14 protein-coding genes and 1 tRNA gene are annotated in these 17,267 nt (G+C 61.3%); 9 read left to right on the top strand and 6 right to left on the bottom strand.

Annotation, left to right across the window (positions count from 1 at the left end):
* The first annotated feature begins 28 nt into the window (after window positions 1–28).
* Window positions 29–1,975 (top strand): AI-2E family transporter, encoded by a 1,947-nt coding sequence (locus tag ASG19_RS18315; protein ID WP_082471999.1) that lies wholly within the window; start codon window positions 29–31, stop codon window positions 1,973–1,975.
* Window positions 1,976–2,098: 123 nt separating this feature from the next.
* Complete coding sequence (locus ASG19_RS18320) at window positions 2,099–3,094, top strand: MDR family oxidoreductase (RefSeq protein WP_062461830.1); 996 nt, start codon at window positions 2,099–2,101, stop codon at window positions 3,092–3,094.
* A gap of 50 nt (window positions 3,095–3,144) precedes the next feature.
* On the opposite strand, the gene ASG19_RS18325 is transcribed toward ASG19_RS18320, so the two are convergent.
* Window positions 3,145–4,590, bottom strand: a complete 1,446-nt coding sequence (locus ASG19_RS18325) for an aldehyde dehydrogenase (RefSeq protein WP_062460680.1) — start codon at window positions 4,588–4,590, stop codon at window positions 3,145–3,147.
* Between the two features lie 409 nt (window positions 4,591–4,999).
* Between ASG19_RS18325 and ASG19_RS18330 the strand changes: the two genes are divergently transcribed.
* The 6 genes from ASG19_RS18330 to ASG19_RS18355 all read left to right on the top strand — a co-directional run bounded on the left by ASG19_RS18330 (window position 5,000) and on the right by ASG19_RS18355 (window position 10,846).
* Complete coding sequence (locus ASG19_RS18330; protein ID WP_062460683.1) at window positions 5,000–6,124, top strand: metallophosphoesterase; 1,125 nt, start codon at window positions 5,000–5,002, stop codon at window positions 6,122–6,124.
* 185 nt (window positions 6,125–6,309) lie between these two features.
* A complete protein-coding gene (gene ugpB, locus ASG19_RS18335; protein ID WP_062460687.1) occupies window positions 6,310–7,614 on the top strand; it encodes a sn-glycerol-3-phosphate ABC transporter substrate-binding protein UgpB in 1,305 nt (434 codons plus the stop codon).
* Between the two features lie 68 nt (window positions 7,615–7,682).
* Window positions 7,683–8,564 (top strand): sn-glycerol-3-phosphate ABC transporter permease UgpA, encoded by an 882-nt coding sequence (gene ugpA / locus ASG19_RS18340; RefSeq protein WP_062460690.1) that lies wholly within the window; start codon window positions 7,683–7,685, stop codon window positions 8,562–8,564.
* Between the two features lie 8 nt (window positions 8,565–8,572).
* A complete protein-coding gene (ugpE, locus tag ASG19_RS18345; protein ID WP_062460693.1) occupies window positions 8,573–9,421 on the top strand; it encodes a sn-glycerol-3-phosphate ABC transporter permease UgpE in 849 nt (282 codons plus the stop codon).
* Window positions 9,421–10,470 (top strand): sn-glycerol-3-phosphate import ATP-binding protein UgpC, encoded by a 1,050-nt coding sequence (locus ASG19_RS18350; RefSeq protein ID WP_062460696.1) that lies wholly within the window; start codon window positions 9,421–9,423, stop codon window positions 10,468–10,470. The genes ugpE and ASG19_RS18350 overlap by 1 nt, the downstream gene beginning before the upstream one ends.
* A gap of 130 nt (window positions 10,471–10,600) precedes the next feature.
* Window positions 10,601–10,846, top strand: coding sequence for a hypothetical protein (locus ASG19_RS18355; protein ID WP_062460699.1), 246 nt, complete (start codon window positions 10,601–10,603; stop codon window positions 10,844–10,846).
* A gap of 141 nt (window positions 10,847–10,987) precedes the next feature.
* Here ASG19_RS18355 and ASG19_RS18360 read toward each other — a convergent pair.
* The 3 genes from ASG19_RS18360 to ASG19_RS18370 form a co-directional block, all read right to left on the bottom strand.
* Window positions 10,988–11,064, bottom strand: a tRNA-Met gene (locus tag ASG19_RS18360).
* A gap of 156 nt (window positions 11,065–11,220) precedes the next feature.
* Window positions 11,221–12,417 carry a tRNA 2-thiouridine(34) synthase MnmA gene (gene mnmA / locus ASG19_RS18365; RefSeq protein WP_062460702.1) on the bottom strand — a complete coding sequence of 399 codons (1,197 nt, stop codon included), beginning with the start codon at window positions 12,415–12,417 and terminating at the stop codon, window positions 11,221–11,223.
* A 178-nt stretch (window positions 12,418–12,595) separates the two neighbouring features.
* A complete protein-coding gene (locus tag ASG19_RS18370) occupies window positions 12,596–13,729 on the bottom strand; it encodes a mechanosensitive ion channel domain-containing protein (protein ID WP_062460705.1) in 1,134 nt (377 codons plus the stop codon).
* 106 nt (window positions 13,730–13,835) lie between these two features.
* Between ASG19_RS18370 and ASG19_RS18375 the strand changes: the two genes are divergently transcribed.
* Window positions 13,836–14,276: a DUF1810 domain-containing protein gene (locus ASG19_RS18375; protein WP_062460710.1), complete on the top strand. Its 441-nt coding sequence runs from the start codon at window positions 13,836–13,838 to the stop codon at window positions 14,274–14,276.
* Here ASG19_RS18375 and ASG19_RS18380 read toward each other — a convergent pair whose 3' ends face one another.
* Both ASG19_RS18380 and serA read right to left on the bottom strand, forming a co-directional pair.
* On the bottom strand, window positions 14,277–15,350 hold the full coding sequence (locus tag ASG19_RS18380) for a Tim44 domain-containing protein (protein ID WP_062460715.1): 1,074 nt from the start codon (window positions 15,348–15,350) through the stop codon (window positions 14,277–14,279).
* A 244-nt stretch (window positions 15,351–15,594) separates the two neighbouring features.
* Complete coding sequence (gene serA / locus ASG19_RS18385) at window positions 15,595–17,190, bottom strand: phosphoglycerate dehydrogenase (protein ID WP_062460720.1); 1,596 nt, start codon at window positions 17,188–17,190, stop codon at window positions 15,595–15,597.
* Window positions 17,191–17,267 lie beyond the last annotated feature (77 nt).

The raw sequence follows: 17,267 nt of genomic DNA on the forward strand, positions 1-17,267 counted from the left end.
GCAGCAGCGCATTCAATCGGGGACGGCTATGAGCGACATGAGTAAAGGGGCTATCGCAGCGGCGGGGATCGCGAACAAGCCTGTCGGGCTGAGCGCGCCGACCCTTTCGGGCCGAACGATCCTTATTCTCATCGGCGTGGCGGTGATCCTCTATGTCGGCCAGGAAGTGTTTGTGCCGCTTGCGCTCGCACTCCTTCTTACCTTCACGCTCGCACCCATCGTCAGTTTCCTGCGCAAGCGCTACGTCCCGAGGATCGCCGCCGTCCTCCTCGCCGTCGCCACCGCGTTTTTTGTCATTGCAGCCTTCGGTTTCATCGTGGCCGGACAGGTCGCCAATCTCGCGGACAATATTCCGACCTATCAGCGCAACATCGTCGCGAAGGTGCACTCTCTCAGCCAGGCGGGCTCCGGCAACGGCGTTTTCGAACATCTCAGCAAGGTCGTCGAGCGCATAGGCTCGGAACTGCAGGACAACGCCGAAGAAAGCAAGGAAGACGCGCCGCCACAGATCAAGCGTCGCGATCCGATGCCTGTCGAGATCGTAACCCGCGCCAACCCGATCGAAACGCTCGGCAATTTCATTCTGCCACTCATCAGTCCCTTTGCAACCGCGGGTCTGGTTATCGTCCTCGTGATTTTCATGCTGCTTGAGCGGGAGGAACTGCGCGACCGGTTCATACGCCTTGTCGGCCTCGGCGATCTCCACAGGACAACGGCGGCTCTTCAGGACGCGGGAAAACGCGTCGGCAAATATCTGCTGATGCAGTTGGTCGTCAACGCGCTGTATGCCTTGCCGATCTCGATCGGCCTCTGGCTGCTCGGCATTCCGAACGCCATCCTGTGGGGACTGTTGACGCTCGTCCTGCGCTTTGTCCCCTACATCGGTCCGGTCATCGGCATGATCCTGCCGCTGTTTCTGGCACTGGCGATTGCCCCCGGATGGTCGCTGGTTGCCTGGGTCGCCGCACTGTTTATCGTCACCGAACTCGTCAGCAACAACGTCGTCGAACCGTGGCTCTATGGAAGCCATACGGGCCTTTCGCCGCTCGCCATCATCGTCTCGGCCATCTTCTGGTCGTGGCTCTGGGGGCCTGTCGGACTGATGCTGTCGACCCCCCTCACCGTCTGTCTCGTCGTTCTCGGTCGCTACGTCCCGCAGTTCAGCTTTCTCGACGTGCTGCTCGGCAATGAGCCGGTTCTACAACCGCAGGAAAAACTCTACCAGAGACTGCTTGCCGGCGATCCCAACGAGGCGACCGACAACGCGGAGGATTTTCTCGAGGAGGAGTATCTCGTCGACTATTATGAAAAAGTCGGACTGCCTGCACTCAGGCTGGGTGAACTGGACCGGCAGCGCGGCGTGATGAGCGAGGCCCAGATCGCCCTGTTTGCCTCCACCACCCAGACGCTGATCGGCAATCTGGCGGAGATCGCGATCGAGGAAGAAGCGGAAGACGATCCGGCCGAAGGGGAAGCCGCTGTCACAGAGCAGATCACCGGTGAAATCGACCTGCCCAGCGGCGAAGGGAAATCCGTTCTCTGCCTCGGCGGCAGAGGCGCGATCGACGATGCCGCGGCCGCCATGTTGTCGCAGGTTCTCGCCATTCAGGGCGCCACCGTGTCTCAGGCCGACCACACGGCCGTGAGCGGCAAGACGGTAAGCCTGATGAACCTGACCGATGTCGACACGGTTCTCATCGCTTTCCTCAATGGCGGCTCCAAAGCCCACGCCCGCCAGGCCGTCCGCCGGTTCAAGCGACAGAAGCCGTCGGTTCGGGTGGGGATCATGATCACCGGCGTCGACGGTCAGCGGGAAAGCCCCCTTGCGACAGAGGACATCGATGCAGACTTTGTCGTCACCACCATTTCCGATGCGGTTCGTGGCGCGCTGACCACCGCCCAGGCGGTCGAGATCAAGGCGCCGAAGCGGATCGGCCGGCCTCGCGAGCGCAAGACCACGCCGCTCGTCGCCTGATCGGAGCACCCCGCAGGCAGGCCTGACCTGTGGGGTCCCTGATGCCGACGCGCCTGAGTGCATCGAGATCTGGATAGACAAGGATCAACTCGTCAAGACCTGAAGAGCCCGGGAGGCATGGACATGACCGAGACATTTACCGCCATGGTGATCGATACCGTCGACGGCAAGCCGAAAGGCGCCTTCCGGGAAATCTCCCTCGCCGATCTGCCTGACAATGACGTTCTGGTCGAGATTGCCTATTCGACGGTCAACTACAAGGACGGTCTGGCCATCACCGGCAAGGGCCGGATCGCTCGCCGGATGCCGATGGTCGGCGGCATCGATCTTGCCGGAACCGTGGTCGAATCACGCTCGCCAGATTGGAAGCCGGGCGACAAGGTGGTCGTGAACGGCTGGGGCCTGTCAGAAACGGAATGGGGCGCCTATGCCCGCTACCAGCGGGTCAAACCGGAATGGCTGATCCCGCTGCCCGACGCCTTCACGATGGAACAGGCGATGGCAATCGGCACGGCGGGCTATACCGCGGCACTCTGCGTTGACGCGCTTGAAAAATGGGGCTCGATCAAACCCGGCGCAGGCGAAGTCCTCGTGACCGGCGCCGCCGGTGGCGTTGGCTCGGTGGCGATCGCGCTTCTGGCGGCGCGCGGCTACGTCGTCACAGCCTCGACCGGTCGCCCCGAAACCCACGACTATCTGGCCTCGCTCGGTGCCACAAGCTTCATCGATCGCGCGACGCTTGCCGAAAAGGGCGGCCCGCTGCAAACGGAGCGCTGGACCGGCGGCATCGACAGCGTCGGCTCGACGACGCTTGCCAACGCCCTGTCGCAGACCATGCGGGGCTGCGCAATCGCAGCCTGCGGCCTTGCCGGCGGACCCGACCTTCCAGCGACGGTCCTTCCCCATATCCTGCGCGCCGTCACCCTGATCGGGGTCGATTCGGTCATGGCCTCGCGCCAACAGCGCCTCACCGCCTGGTCGCGCCTTGCCCGCGATCTCGACAGCCGAAAGCTTGCCGCCATGACCAGAACGGAACCGATGTCCAACCTGCCGCAACTGGCAGAAGAGATCATCGCCGGCAAGGTGCGCGGCCGGATCGTGATCGACGTCACGAGGTAACCCCGCGCGCCGTGCGCAATGGCCAGCCTCCCTCTTCAGCCGCGTTCGCGCTAGAACGGATAGTGCTGGTGCGGATCCTCGATGGTGATCCAGCGCAGATCGGTGAATTCGTTGATCGCAGCCCTGCCGCCGAAGCGGCCATAGCCGGAGCCCTTGACGCCGCCGAACGGCATCTGTGCCTCATCCGCGACAGAGGGGCCGTTGATGTGGCAGATCCCCGATTGCACCCGGCCGGCGACGGCGAGCGCGCGCTGGATATCGCGACTGTAGACCGAACCCGAGAGACCATATTGCGTATCATTGGCGATCCGGATCGCCTCCTCCTCGTCCTTGACCCGGATGATCGGCTTGACCGGACCGAAGCACTCCTCGTCATAGATGCGCATGCCGGGTTTGACGTGATCGAGCACCGTAGCCTCCACGACGCTGCCGGTGCGCTTGCCGCCCGCGGTGAGACTGGCCCCCTTGGCGATCGCGTCGGCAATGATCTCTTCCATCTTCTCCGCGGCACCGATCGTCACAAGAGAACCCAGCACAACGTGACCGCGCGGATCGCCCGCCGGAAGCTTGGCTGCGCGCTCGGACAGTTTCGCCACGAATTCGTCAGCAATACTGTCGTGGACGATCAGCTTTTCGGTCGCCATGCAGACCTGGCCCATGTTGATGAACGAGCCGAAGATCGCGCCGTTGACGGCAGCATCGATATCGGCGTCTTCGAGCACGAGCATCGGTGCCTTGCCGCCCAGTTCGAGAATCGCCGGCTTCAGATGGCGGCCGCAGAGTTCGCCGATGATGCGGCCGACCTTGGTGGAACCGGTAAAGTTGACGCGGCGGACTTCGGGTGCCGAAACCAGCGCCTCGACAACGACGGCGGCATCCTCGGGTGCATTGGTGATGACGTTGACGACACCATCCGGGAAACCGGCCTCGATAAACACCTTGCCGATCGCGACATGCAGTCCGGGGCATGCTTCGGAGGCCTTGAGGATGACCGTGTTACCGCAGGCAAGCGCCATCGCGATGGCCCGCACGCCGAGAATGATCGGTGCATTCCACGGCGCGATGCCAAGGCAGACGCCGACCGGTTGGCGCATCGCCATCGACAGGTTTCCGGGCTTGTCCGACGGGATGATCTCACCCTGGATCTGGGTCGTCATGGCCGCCGCCTCGCGCAGCATGTTGGCCGCAAGATGTGCGTTGAAGCCGGCCCATCCGCCGGTCGCGCCGGTCTCGGCGGTCATCAGCTCGGTGAGCTCACCACCCTTGGACGCAAGAACATCGGCCGCCTTGTTGAGAAGCGCGCGACGCGCACCGGGACCGGTCGTCGACCACGCCGGAAAGGCGGTCTGCGCTGCGGCGACCGCGGCCTTGGCATCCTCGATGCCGGACGCCGGTGATCGGCTCGCGACATTGCCCGTATAGGGATTGATCCGTTCGAACGTCTTGCCCGAAATGGCGTCGGCCGACTGGCCGCCGATGATCTGTTTGATGTCCAAGGTCGCGTCCTTTTTTCGAGAAACCAGATAGCCAGCTTCGAGGGATGCGCCACAGCCGTAAACGACGGCATCACACGTCCGCTTCCTCGACCGATCGCGCGAACAAACAGTCAGCCTGCGCATGACTTCGCACAGTCTGACCGTCAGTCTCCGCGGTTTCCATCGAGAAGCGAAGCCCCTCCTCCAACAGGCATGTTAACGAACTCCAGCCGCGACTCAAGGGGAGGATCAAACAGCCGCAGCCACGAACATGGCACCTGCCTCAAGCCGTCAAACGGAAAGATACGGGACTGATCTGCGCTACTTCGAGCAGACACGGCCCGCTCGGCTCTTCCACACCCTATCGACGAGGGATAGGTAGGATTGCGGAACCGGCGCCGCGGTCGACATGCGCAACTGAAAGTACCCAATGTTTCATCTCATCTTTGGACTGCCCTGGCTGATTGTCGTCCTCCGCTTCATTCAGCCGCTGCCCTGGCACTGGTCGGCGAAGGTGGCAGTGGCGGTGCTTTTGCTGATCGCCTCGCAATACCATTTCTTCAGCCGGCTCTCCTCCGGCTCGGTCTTTTCGCCGGAGTTTCCGCGACCGCTGATCATTGCGTTCAACCTCCTGTTTGGCGCGATCGTTTTCGTGGCCGTCTTCCAGATCGCACTCGATGTCGCCTCGCTCCTGATCATGCCCTTCAACGGACACTTCCCCGCCGCACCCGCCGGGCTCCGTTATGCCATGGGTGGCGTCGCGCTCTGCCTTTCCGCCTATGGTGTCAGCCAGGCAATCCGTGTACCGCCACTCAACGACATCGAGATTGCAATCGCAAACCTGCCGCCGGAATTCGAGGGCTATCGCCTCGTCCAGCTGACCGATCTCCACATCAGCCGGCTGTTCCCAGCGAAATGGGCCGAGGCGGTCGTATCGAAAACCAACGCGCTCGATGCGGACCTCATCGTCATCACGGGAGACTTTATCGACGGAAGCGTCGCAGACCGCCGCGGCGACGTCGCATCGCTGGCAAGCCTGCGGGCGCGCGATGGGGTCTATGCCATCCCTGGCAACCACGAATACTTCTTCGATTACCGGGACTGGATGCGCCACCTCGAAACCTTGAACATGACGATGCTTCAGAATGCCCACGTTGTGCTGACGCGAGGGAGCGGCAGGCTCGTGCTGGCCGGTGTCACGGACCTTTCGGCACGCGGACACGGAGCGCCGGCCCCGGACCTTGATACGGCTATTGCGGATGCCCCCGCCGACGCGCCGATCATTCTTCTCGACCATCAGCCCAGGTTGGCACAGAAAGCCGCCGCATCGGGGATCGCCCTCCAGCTGTCGGGACATACCCATGGCGGCATGGTTGTCGGCCTTGATCGCGTGGTCGCACGCGCCAACAACGGCTTTGTTTCGGGCCGCTATCAGATCGGCGGGATGACCCTCTACGTCAACAACGGCACGGGCATTTGGCCCGGTTTCGCGCTGCGGATCGGTGTTCCCTCCGAACTGACCCGGATCACGCTTCGGGCCGGTCAGCCGCTTTGAAGGCTGAAGCGACACCGCTTCATCTGCTTTCTCTATCCACAAACCATCGGCCCGCCGCGAACGACAGGTGTTGACGCGGGCGCTCTCCCCAACACATAGTCGCCGCCAATGCGCCGTCATCGACACGGTGCGTCGATCGGGATTGGAGGATCTCGACCGGTATTCATGCCAAGGGAGGAATTTTCATGAAAGTCATTACAGGCTCGGCAATTCTGGCGACCGCATCGTTTCTGATGGGATCAACCGCCATGGCCGCGACGGAAATCTCGTGGTGGCACGCCATGACCGGCGCCAACAACGAGGTTGTCGACCAGCTCGCCAAGGAATTCAACGAAAGCCAGTCGGACTTCAAGGTCATGCCTGTCTTCAAGGGCACCTACCCGGAAACGCTGAACGCCGGCATCGCCGCCTTCCGCGCCAAGCAGCCGCCGGCCATCATGCAGGTGTTTGACGCCGGCAGCGGCGTCATGATGGGCGCCCAGGGTGCCATCGTGCCGGTTGCGGACGTTCTGGAAAAGGGCGGCTTCAAATTCGACAAGAGCCAGTACCTGCCGGGGATCGTTGCCTACTATTCGAAGCCTGATGGCACGATGCTGTCCTTCCCCTACAACTCGTCCTCGCCGATCCTCTACTATAACAAGGATATCTTCGAGAAGGCCGGGCTCAACCCCGACACGCCGCCGAAGACCTGGGGCGAGGTGTTTGACGCTGCCAAGAAGATCAAAACCAGCGGTGCCGCTCCCTGCGGCTTTACCTCGACATGGCTCACCTGGATCCAGACGGAAAACTTTGCGGCCTGGAACAACCTTTCCTATGGCAGCAATGAAAACGGCCTCGGCGGCACCGACGTCAAGCTTGCCTTCAACGCCGAACCCTTCGTCAAGCATTTCCAGGCAATCGCTGATCTCGCCAAGGACGGCACGTTCCGTTACGGCGGCCGCACGTCTGAAGCCAAGCAGTTGTTCACATCAGGCGAATGCGCCATCCTGACCGAATCCTCCGGCGGTCTGGGCGACATCGTCAAGTCCGGCCTGAAATATGGCATTGGCCAGCTGCCCTATGCAGAAGGTCCGGGACGCCCGCAGAACACCATCCCCGGCGGCGCCAGCCTCTGGGTATTCGGCGGCAAGAGCGATGCCGAATACAAGGGGGTCGCGACCTTCTTCAACTTCCTGTCGCAGACCAAGATCCAGTCGCGACTGCACCAGGTCTCCGGCTACATGCCGGTCACGATGGCAGCCTATGAGGATACCAAGAAATCCGGCTTCTACGAGAAGAACCCGGCGCGCGAAACGCCGTTGCTGCAGATGATGGGCAAGGCTCCGACCGAGAACTCCAAGGGCGTTCGCCTCGTCAACCTGCCGCAGGTCCGCGACATCATGAACGAAGAGTTCGAATCGATGCTCGCCGGTAAGCAGGATGCCAAGGCCGCCCTCGACAAGGCTGTCCAGCGGGGCAATGCCGCCATTCAGCAAGCCATCGGCAAGTAAGCGGTAAGCATAAGGGCCGCCCCGGCGACTGTCGCGGGCGGCCTGCAGCATTTCAACGGAGCCTGCCCGTGCAAAGCGTCGTATTTCCCAACAAGGTGCTGCCCTATTTTCTGGTGGCGCCGCAGATTGTCCTGACCGTCGTGTTCTTCTTCTGGCCGGCCAGCCAGGCGCTCTACCAGTCGGCCATGCGCGAAGATCCGTTCGGGCTGCAGAGCAGCTTTGTCGGCTTCGCCAACTTTTCCGCCATCCTGGCCGACGAGAGCTATCTTCACGCGCTCCGCGTCACCGTCGTCTTCAGCGTGGCAACCGCGCTGCTTTCCATGGGTGTCGCACTTCTGCTGGCGACAGCTGCCGATACCGTCGTGCGTGGTAAGGGTTTCTACCGCACGATGATGATCATCCCTTACGCAGTGGCGCCGGCCGTTGCCGGCATGCTGTGGCTGTTCATGTTCAACCCGGCCATGGGCACGTTTGCCTATATCCTGCGGCGCAACGGCATTGCATGGGACCCGCTGCTGAACGGCGACCAGGCAATGTCTCTGGTCGTGGTGGCAGCCGCCTGGAAACAGATCAGCTACAATTTCCTTTTCTTCGTCGCCGGCCTGCAGGCAATCCCGAAATCCCTGCTCGAAGCCGCCGCGATCGATGGCGCGCGAGGCAGCCGAAGGTTCTGGACGATCGTCTTCCCGCTGCTTGCACCGACCACCTTCTTCCTTCTGGTCGTCAACACCGTCTACGCCTTCTTCGACACGTTCGGCATCATCCATTCGGTCACCGGCGGCGGACCGGCAAAGGCCACCGAAACGCTGGTCTACAAGGTCTACAACGACGGCTTCGTGAACCTCAATCTCGGTTCGTCTGCGGCCCAGTCGGTGATCCTGATGGTCATCGTCATCGCGCTGACCGCCTTCCAGTTCCGCTTCGTCGAGCGACGCGTCCATTACGGGTAAATTATCAGATGATCGAGAACCGTCCTGTCGCACGCCTGATGGCGCATCTGATGCTGATCCTTGGGATCATCATCGTCGCCTTCCCCATCTACTACACTTTCATTGCCTCGACGGCGACGTCGAGCGCGATCATCCGACCACCGCTGTCGCTCCTGCCGGGCGGCCATATGGTCGAGAACTACAGCGAGTCCATTTCCGGCGGTGTCGAGCGCGTCGTCGGCGTCAGTCTGGAGCGGCTGTTGTTCAACAGCTTCGTGGTGGCGGTCGCAATTGCCGTCGGCAAGATCATCATCTCCTTCCTGTCGGCATTCGCGATCGTCTTCTTTCGCTTTCCGTTCCGAATGGGCTTCTTCTGGATGATCTTCATCACCCTGATGCTGCCGGTCGAAGTGCGCATCCTGCCGACCTACAAGGTAATCGTCGATCTCGGCCTGCTCAACACCTATGCCGGCCTAACCCTGCCGCTGATGGCATCGGCGACGGCGACCTTCCTGTTTCGCCAGTTCTTCCTCACCATTCCCGGCGAAATGGTCGAGGCGGCGCGGATCGACAATGCAGGACCGTTCCGCTTCATGCGCGATATCCTGCTGCCGCTGTCGACGACCAATATCGCGGCCCTGTTCGTCATCCTGTTTATCTACGGCTGGACCCAGTATCTCTGGCCGCTGCTCGTCACCGACCGTGCGGAGATGAACACGATCATCATCGGCCTGCGCCGCATGGTCGATTTCACTGATGCATCAACTCCTTGGAACTACGTCATGGTCACGGCGATCCTGGCAATCATCCCTCCCGTCATCGTCGTGGTGCTCATGCAGCGCTGGTTCGTCAAAGGTTTGGTGGAGACCGAAAAGTAATGGCAACAATTGAACTGAAAGACGTCCGCAAGGTCTATGGCGGCAATATCGACGCCATCAAGGGCGTGTCACTGGACATCGCAGACGGCGAGATGATCGTTCTGGTCGGCCCATCCGGCTGCGGCAAGTCCACGCTGCTGCGCATGGTCGCCGGGCTCGAAAGCATCACCGGTGGCGACGTCATCATCAACGGCAAGCGCGTCAACGACATGGAACCGGCCGAGCGCGATATCGCGATGGTGTTCCAGAACTACGCGCTCTATCCGCACATGACGGTCAAGCAGAACCTTGCCTACGGTCTGAAGAACCGCGGAACCTCGAAGGACGAGATCGAACGGCGCATCACCGAGGCCGCGCGCGCACTCGAAATCGAGCCGTTCCTCGCCCGCAAGCCACGGCAGCTTTCCGGCGGCCAGCGGCAGCGTGTGGCGATGGGCCGCGCGATCGTGCGCAAGCCCGCAGCCTTCCTGTTCGACGAGCCGCTGTCGAACCTCGACGCGAAACTGCGCGTGCAGATGCGGGTCGAGATCCGCCGTCTGCAGCGGTCCTTGGCCACGACGTCGATCTACGTCACCCACGACCAGATGGAAGCGATGACGCTCGCCGACCGCCTCGTCGTCCTCAATGCCGGCCGGATCGAGCAGGTCGGCACTCCGATCGAGCTCTATGAAAAACCCGCTACCACCTTCGTCGCAACCTTCATCGGATCGCCCTCGATGAACCTGATGACGCTCGGCAAGGCCGGCGGCTGGAGCGTGGCCGAAGGCCTTCCCTCCACTGTCGCCACCGTCGGCATTCGTCCGGAAGACATCGTGATTGCCGAGGGAGAGGTTTCCTCGCCTTTCAGAGCCGAGGTCGAGGTCATCGCCGTCGAACTGGTCGGAGCAGAAAGCTACGTCCATGGTGCGACGTCGGACGGAAGCCCTCTTGTCTTCCGGGTCCCCGGCCGCTCCCGCATCGCGATCGGCGAGAAACTGCCCGTGACGACAGCGCCCCACCACCTTCATCTTTTCGACAGCGCCGGAAAGCGCATCGAACGTACCGGTTGATCCGGGACGCGCAAAGATGCGCAGGAGTGCGCTCTCGACGGACGCCTGCGCACTCCTGCAACTTCGCGACATTGACCCTATCGGAAAGTGAGCTATTACTCATGCGAGCAAAAAGGTTCGCATCGCAATAATGGTCACCATTCTCGTAACACTGCTGGGTTTCCTGGTCCTTCTGATTGCAGCCGTGTTCTTCGCAGTTCGCGCGCGCGCGCTTGCGTACGACAAGCACTTCCGCGATCAGGTCCGCCTGCAGCGAAGACTGGAGAACCGGGAGGCCAAGCTCAAGATCAGAGCTCGCAAGCACCGCCGCAACCTCGCAAAGAAACGCCTCGCCAGGATGAAGCGCGCAAAGGCGCTGGCCGCGCGGGCGAAGTGATTTTCCGCAACAGCTGCTGCCTGTGAAAACTGGCCAGCTGCAGGATTTAGCACGAGACCGTGCTGAAGAACTCAGCCGAGCGAACGCTCGCATATCTCGAGCTTGAAGCAGCAGAATATCAATCGGACAATCTGGGAAATTTGGTAGCGGAGGGCAGAATTGAACTGCCGACCTCAGGGTTATGAATCCTGCGCTCTCACCAACTGAGCTACCCCGCCACAGGGTGGATCGAGTGTCTCGATCCGTTTGGATGTGCGGCTTATAGAACCCGCGTCACTGAAGTGTCAAGCGCAGGATGGGAGAAAAACGGCGAGATTTGAGCCGCTATTTTCCCGATCCCTCGTTCATTCTCCAGGCCGAATAAAACCGGTCTTTCAAGCGGCTACAGGGGTCGCCAGAAGCGCCCGCAACGATGCCTCGGCATCGGCCGCTCGTTCGGACCGTTCGACGAAGCCGCCGCCGTGGACGCGCGCATCGGCACCTTCTGCGGAATAGAGAACGCAGGCCTGACCGGGTGCCACGCCCTGCTCGCCGATCGCCAGATCGACATAGACGCCGCGCTCATCCGTATGCAGCGTGGCAGGTGACGGCGGGCGCGTCGAGCGTACCTTGGCAAAGCACGCAAAGCCGTTGCCCGCATCATCCTGCAGCGTCCCGTCGCCAATCCAGTTGACGTCGCGCAGATAGACGCGGTGCGTATCGAGTGCTTCCTTCGGCCCGACGATGACGCGGCGCGAGCGGGCATCGAGATAAACCACGTAGAGCGGCTCGCCTGTCGCAACGCCCAGACCCTTGCGCTGACCGATCGTGTAATGGACGATCCCCTCGTGGCGGCCCAGCACGCGGCCGTCCATGTGGACGATATCGCCCACCAAAGCCGAGTTCGGCTTCACCTTGGCGATGATATCGGCATATTTGCCGGCAGGGACGAAACAGATATCCTGGCTGTCGGCCTTCTTGGCAACCACCAGCCCCATGTCTTCGGCCAGCTCGCGCACCTGCGCCTTGCCCATGCCACCCAACGGAAAGCGCAGGTAGTCGATCTGCTCCTGCGTTGTCGCAAACAGGAACCAGCTCTGGTCGCGGTCCGCATCGATCGGCCTGAACAGCGCACGCCGGCCCGGATTGTCGGCCGTGGGGTTCGGCGCCGAACGGATGTAATGGCCGGTCGCCAGAGCATCGGCCCCGAGCTCGCGCGCGGTCGCCAAAAGATCGGCAAACTTGACCGTCTGGTTGCAGGCAACACAGGGAACCGGCGTTTCGCCCATCGCATAGGCTTCGGCAAACGGATTGATCACCGTCTCGCGGAACCGCTTCTCGTAGTCGAGAACGTAATGCGGAATACCAAGCGTCTCGCAGACCCGGCGCGCGTCGTCGATATCCTGGCCGGCGCAGCAGGAGCCCGCCCGGTGCACGGCCGCGCCGTGATCATAGAGCTGAAGCGTGATCCCGATCACGTCATAGCCTTCGCGCTTCAAAAGGCCGGCCACGACGGAGGAATCCACGCCGCCCGACATGGCGACCACGACACGCGTATCTTCCGGCTTCTTGTCAAAATCCAGCGTATTCACGGGGTACTCTCTTAAAGTCTCTCAGGCCGCGGCAGCAAGCACGCCGGCAGAGTGGCACCAGATGTGCGGGATCGTCCGCGCAAAGGCTTTCAGAAAGAGGATATAGAAAGGAATGAGCTGGCGCGCAAGAGAAGCCCGTTCACCCCATCTGTGCCCTCAGTGTCAGAGAGCAGCAACATCAGGACTGGAAGTTCGCGTGACGCAGGGCCGTATCCGCGACGGCGCCGTTTGCGTGCCCGTTGCTGTTGCTCGCACCTTCGGCCCTTAGACGAGGCAGCGCTGCCGGATATTCCCGCTGAACGAAGTCGATGATCTTCTCGCGCATCTCGCAACGCATGTCGAACGTCTTCGGCGCGTTGTTGGCGGAAATCAGGATACGGATCTCCATCACGCTTTCCTTGAAATCCGTCACCTGAACATTGACCACGCGCCTGTCCCAGATCTTCGACTCGTTGGCGATTTCCTCGACCCTGCGCCTGATGGCGCTGACGGGAACGGAATAGTCGAGATAGATCATCACGGTGCCAATCAGGGCCGAACCTTCGCGGGTCCAGTTCTGGAACGGATTCTCGATGAAATAGGAGAGCGGCAGGATCATGCGCCGCCAGTCCCACAGCTTCACCACCACATAGGTCGACGTGATTTCCTCGACATTGCCCCACTCCCCTTCGACGATCAGCGCATCGTCGATGCGGATCGGCTGCGTGATGGCAAGCTGGATGCCGGCAAAGATGTTTTTAAGCATGGGCTGCAGGGCAAGGCCCAGCACGATACCGGCGACACCGGCGGAGGCGAGCACGCTGACGCCGTATTGCTGGACGGCCGGGAAGGTCATCAGCATCGCGGCGACCGTGACGATGACGATCATCGCGCCGGCAATGCGCTCGGCAATCCGCGACTGGGTCACGTGGGTGCGGGCAAGAAGGTTGTCTTCCGCATCCAGCTTGAAGCGGCGCAGATAGACCGTCATCCAAATATGCAAAGCCGTCTTTGCGACCCAGCCGAGCACGAGGATGAAACCCAGCAGCAGCACATGCCGGATGATTTCGGCGGGTCGAGCCGCAAGCGGTGCGATAGATGATGCAAACGATACAGTGAATGTCAGAACCGTCAAACGCATCGGCCGGCGCCCGCGCGACACCAGCGATCGCCAGAACAGGTCCTTATCTTCCACCAGCCGCTTGAAGATACCGAACGCGAAACGGTGGATCGCCAGACCAATCAGGACCGCGCCCACGAGAAGGCCGACGCTCACCATCCAGTTCGGCAGCCAGTCGGTATATTGACGAAACTCTGTAATCAAAAAATCCATCCAACCGATTTAGGGTGCAGTGCAGCATGAAACACCCCTGCCGCAAAAATTTCACAGTTGCGGTGTCTTCATGGCGGCCGTTGGGAGATGATGCGAGGAGCGCGGCATGACTGTCGATAACGGAAAATCCGATCTGACCCGATTCGTGGATGCACAAGATCCGGTCTACGCGCAGGTCATGAGCGAACTGCGAAACGGCCGAAAAGAGTCGCACTGGATGTGGTACATTTTCCCGCAGATCGCCGGTCTTGGTCCCTCAATCATGTCACAACGCTTCGCACTTACCTCTCTGGAAGAAGCCCAGACCTATCTCGACCATCCGGTGCTTGGACCACGTCTCCTCGAATGCACGCACGCCATGCTTCCGCATGAAGGACTTTCGGCGCGCACCATCCTCGGGTTCCCCGACGACATGAAGTTTCGCAGTTCGATGACGCTGTTCGATAAAGCCGCAACAGAAAAGGGCTCGCCTTTCGAGCGAGCCCTTGAGAAGTTCTTCGGCGGCCAGCGCGACGACAAGACGATCGCGCTGCTGGGGATTGGCTGATCAGGCAGCCGACTGGATGGCCGAGACCTTCCAGTCATTGGCCGGCTTGCGCACGAAGGTCCAGATCTCGACCGTTTCCGTGACGGCATTCGGATCCCCTTCGGCGACAGCGCCGGTGTTGCGATCGCTCAGGAAGTCGACGCTCGAGTAGCGCATCGCAACCGTTGCGTATTCCTGGCCGTTTTCGCGCCAGGCTTCCGAAAGGTCGCCCTGCAACAGGGTCACGTCGCGGACTTCGTTCTTCACGCCGTTGGTGGCGTTTTCACCAAGCTCTTCAGCCAGATAGGACATGGCTTCCGGCGTGGTGAGATTGCGAAGCTTCGCGTAGTCTTCCGCGCCATAGGCAGCCTGGACATCCGTCAGCATCTTTTCAAAGAGGCCGAGATCGCGACCGGTGATACCGACTTCATCCGTGTCGGGACCCGCCTGACGCGGAGCAGACGCAGCCTGCGTGGCACCGAAGCCACCCATCGCACCGCCGCCAGAACCGATCTTAGGGATCTGGAAGCCGCCACCGTTGTTCTGCGGTGCCTGGTAGGCATGGTTATTGTTGTCACGGCTGTTACCCCCGAAACCGTTATCGCGCGCGTTGCCCGCAGGACCCGCCGGGTGCTGCTGCTGGCGACGACGGGCGAAGAAGCGGAAGGCCAGCATGGCAAGACCCGCGATCAGCGCGATCTGCAACAGCATGCCGAACATGCCGGCCATACCGCCAAAACCGTTGCCCATCATCATGCCGAACAGGCCACCGAGAGCCAGACCGCCGAGAAGACCACCGGCCATGCCGCCGAACAGGCCACGACGCGGCTGAGCCGCCTGAGCGCCTGCGCCGTTAGCAGGAGACGCTGCGTTCTGCTGCGTGTTGGGCGTCATCGAACGATTGATGCCGGTTGCCGTGCCTGGTGCCGTGTTCGTGGTCGGCGGCGGTGCGAATGTGCGTGTACCGCGGCTGCCGAAGCTGGAACCGCCGCCGGCGCGGCGCGCCTCCGCCATATCGACGGCTGTTAGCGAAACTGCCATTCCGACCGCGAAGATCGCGAAGAGTTTCTGGAAACGCCGAAGCTTGGATAACATTGGTTTCTCCTCTGGCCGCCCGATGCGGTCGTGATCCTAGATATAGAGAGTGGCAGGCGCGAATTTTAGAGCCACCACCATCTTTTCCCGCCGAAGTAGATATCGGACGATGAAACGGGAGCCAAGCGATGCAAATACAACCAGCGGGAGATTTAGCGTATGGACCGATCACATCGGCTTGATCACAACGAAAAAGCCCGGCGCGCTGGCACCGGGCTTTGTCTTGGTCATCCGGGAGGATGGTTTATTCGACGTTGAAGACCAGCTGGCGGGCCTGACGGATCGCCGGGTTGGCGGTCAGGCGGGCGAGCACGTCGTTCGAAACAGGACCATCGACATAAAGCAGCGCGATCGCATCGCCGCCATCCTTCTCGCGGCCGAGATGGAAGTTGGCGATGTTGACGCCGGCATCACCGAGCGTGGTGCCCATGAAGCCGATCATGCCGGGTACGTCGGTATTGGAGATGTAGACCATGTTGGCGCCGACATCGGCGTCCATGTTGATGCCCTTGATCTGGATGAACCGCGGCTTGCCGTCGGAAAAGACGGTGCCGGCGACGGAACGGCTCTGCTTGTCGGTGGTGACCGTCAGCTTGATGTAGCCGTCATAGACACCGGTCTTGTCGCGCTTGACCTCGGACAGGACGATGCCCTTTTCCTTGATCATGATCGGCGCGGAAACCATGTTCACGTCTGCCACCTGGTTACGGATCAAACCAGCCAGAAGCGCGGAGGTGAGCGCCTTGGTGTTCATTCCGGCCGTTGCGCCATCAAACAGGATCTCGATTTCCTTGATCGGATCTTCCGTGACCTGACCAACGAAGGCACCGAGAACATCGGCAAGACGGATGAACGGCTTCAGGATCGGTGCTTCTTCAGCGGTGATCGAGGGCATGTTGATGGCGTTGGAAACGGCACCCTTGACGAGATAGTCCGACATCTGTTCAGCCACTTGCAAGGCCACGTTTTCCTGGGCTTCCGTGGTGGAGGCGCCCAGATGCGGCGTGCACACGACGTTGTCGAGTCCAAACAGTGGGCTTTCCGTCGCAGGCTCGACTTCGAACACGTCGAAACCAGCACCGGCGACATGGCCGGACTTGATGGCTTCAGCAAGCGCTGCTTCATCGACCAGACCGCCACGGGCGCAGTTGATGATCCGCACGCCCTTCTTGGTCTTGGCAAGGTTTTCCTTGCCGAGAATGCCGCGGGTCTTGTCGGTCATCGGAACATGCAGGGTGATGAAGTCGGCGCGCGCCAGCAGATCGTCCAGCTCGACCTTCTCGACGCCCATGTCCAGTGCGCGTTCCGCCGACAGGAAGGGGTCGTAGGCGATGACATGCATGCCGATGCCGATCGCCTTCTTGCAGACGATGCCACCGATATTGCCGGCGCCGATGACGCCAAGCGTCTTGCCGGTGATTTCGACACCCATGAACTTCGACTTTTCCCACTTGCCGGCCTGCGTAGAGGCATCGGCCTGCGGCAACTGGCGGGCAACCGCGAACATCAGCGCGATCGCGTGTTCAGCCGTCGTGATCGAGTTGCCGAACGGCGTGTTCATGACGATGATGCCGCGCTTCGAGGCAGCCGGAATGTCGACATTGTCGACGCCGATACCGGCGCGGCCAATGACCTTGAGGTTGGTCGCAGCAGCGATCAGCTTCTCGGTCGCCTTGGTGGCGGAACGGATGGCGAGGCCATCGTAATTGCCGATGATTTCGGCGAGCTTGTCCTTGTCCTTGCCGAGCTTCGGCTGGAAATCGACTTCGACGCCGCGATCGCGAAAGATCTGGACAGCGGTTTCGGAGAGTTCGTCGGATACGAGAACGCGAGGTGCCATGGGTTGGGCTCCTTGATAAGGGGTGTAATCTCTAAATGCGGATGAAACGGTGCCGCGTCCCTAGACGGGTGAGCGGC

The organism is Rhizobium sp. Leaf306, assembly GCF_001423425.1.
GTDB lineage: Bacteria > Pseudomonadota > Alphaproteobacteria > Rhizobiales > Rhizobiaceae > Neorhizobium > Neorhizobium soli.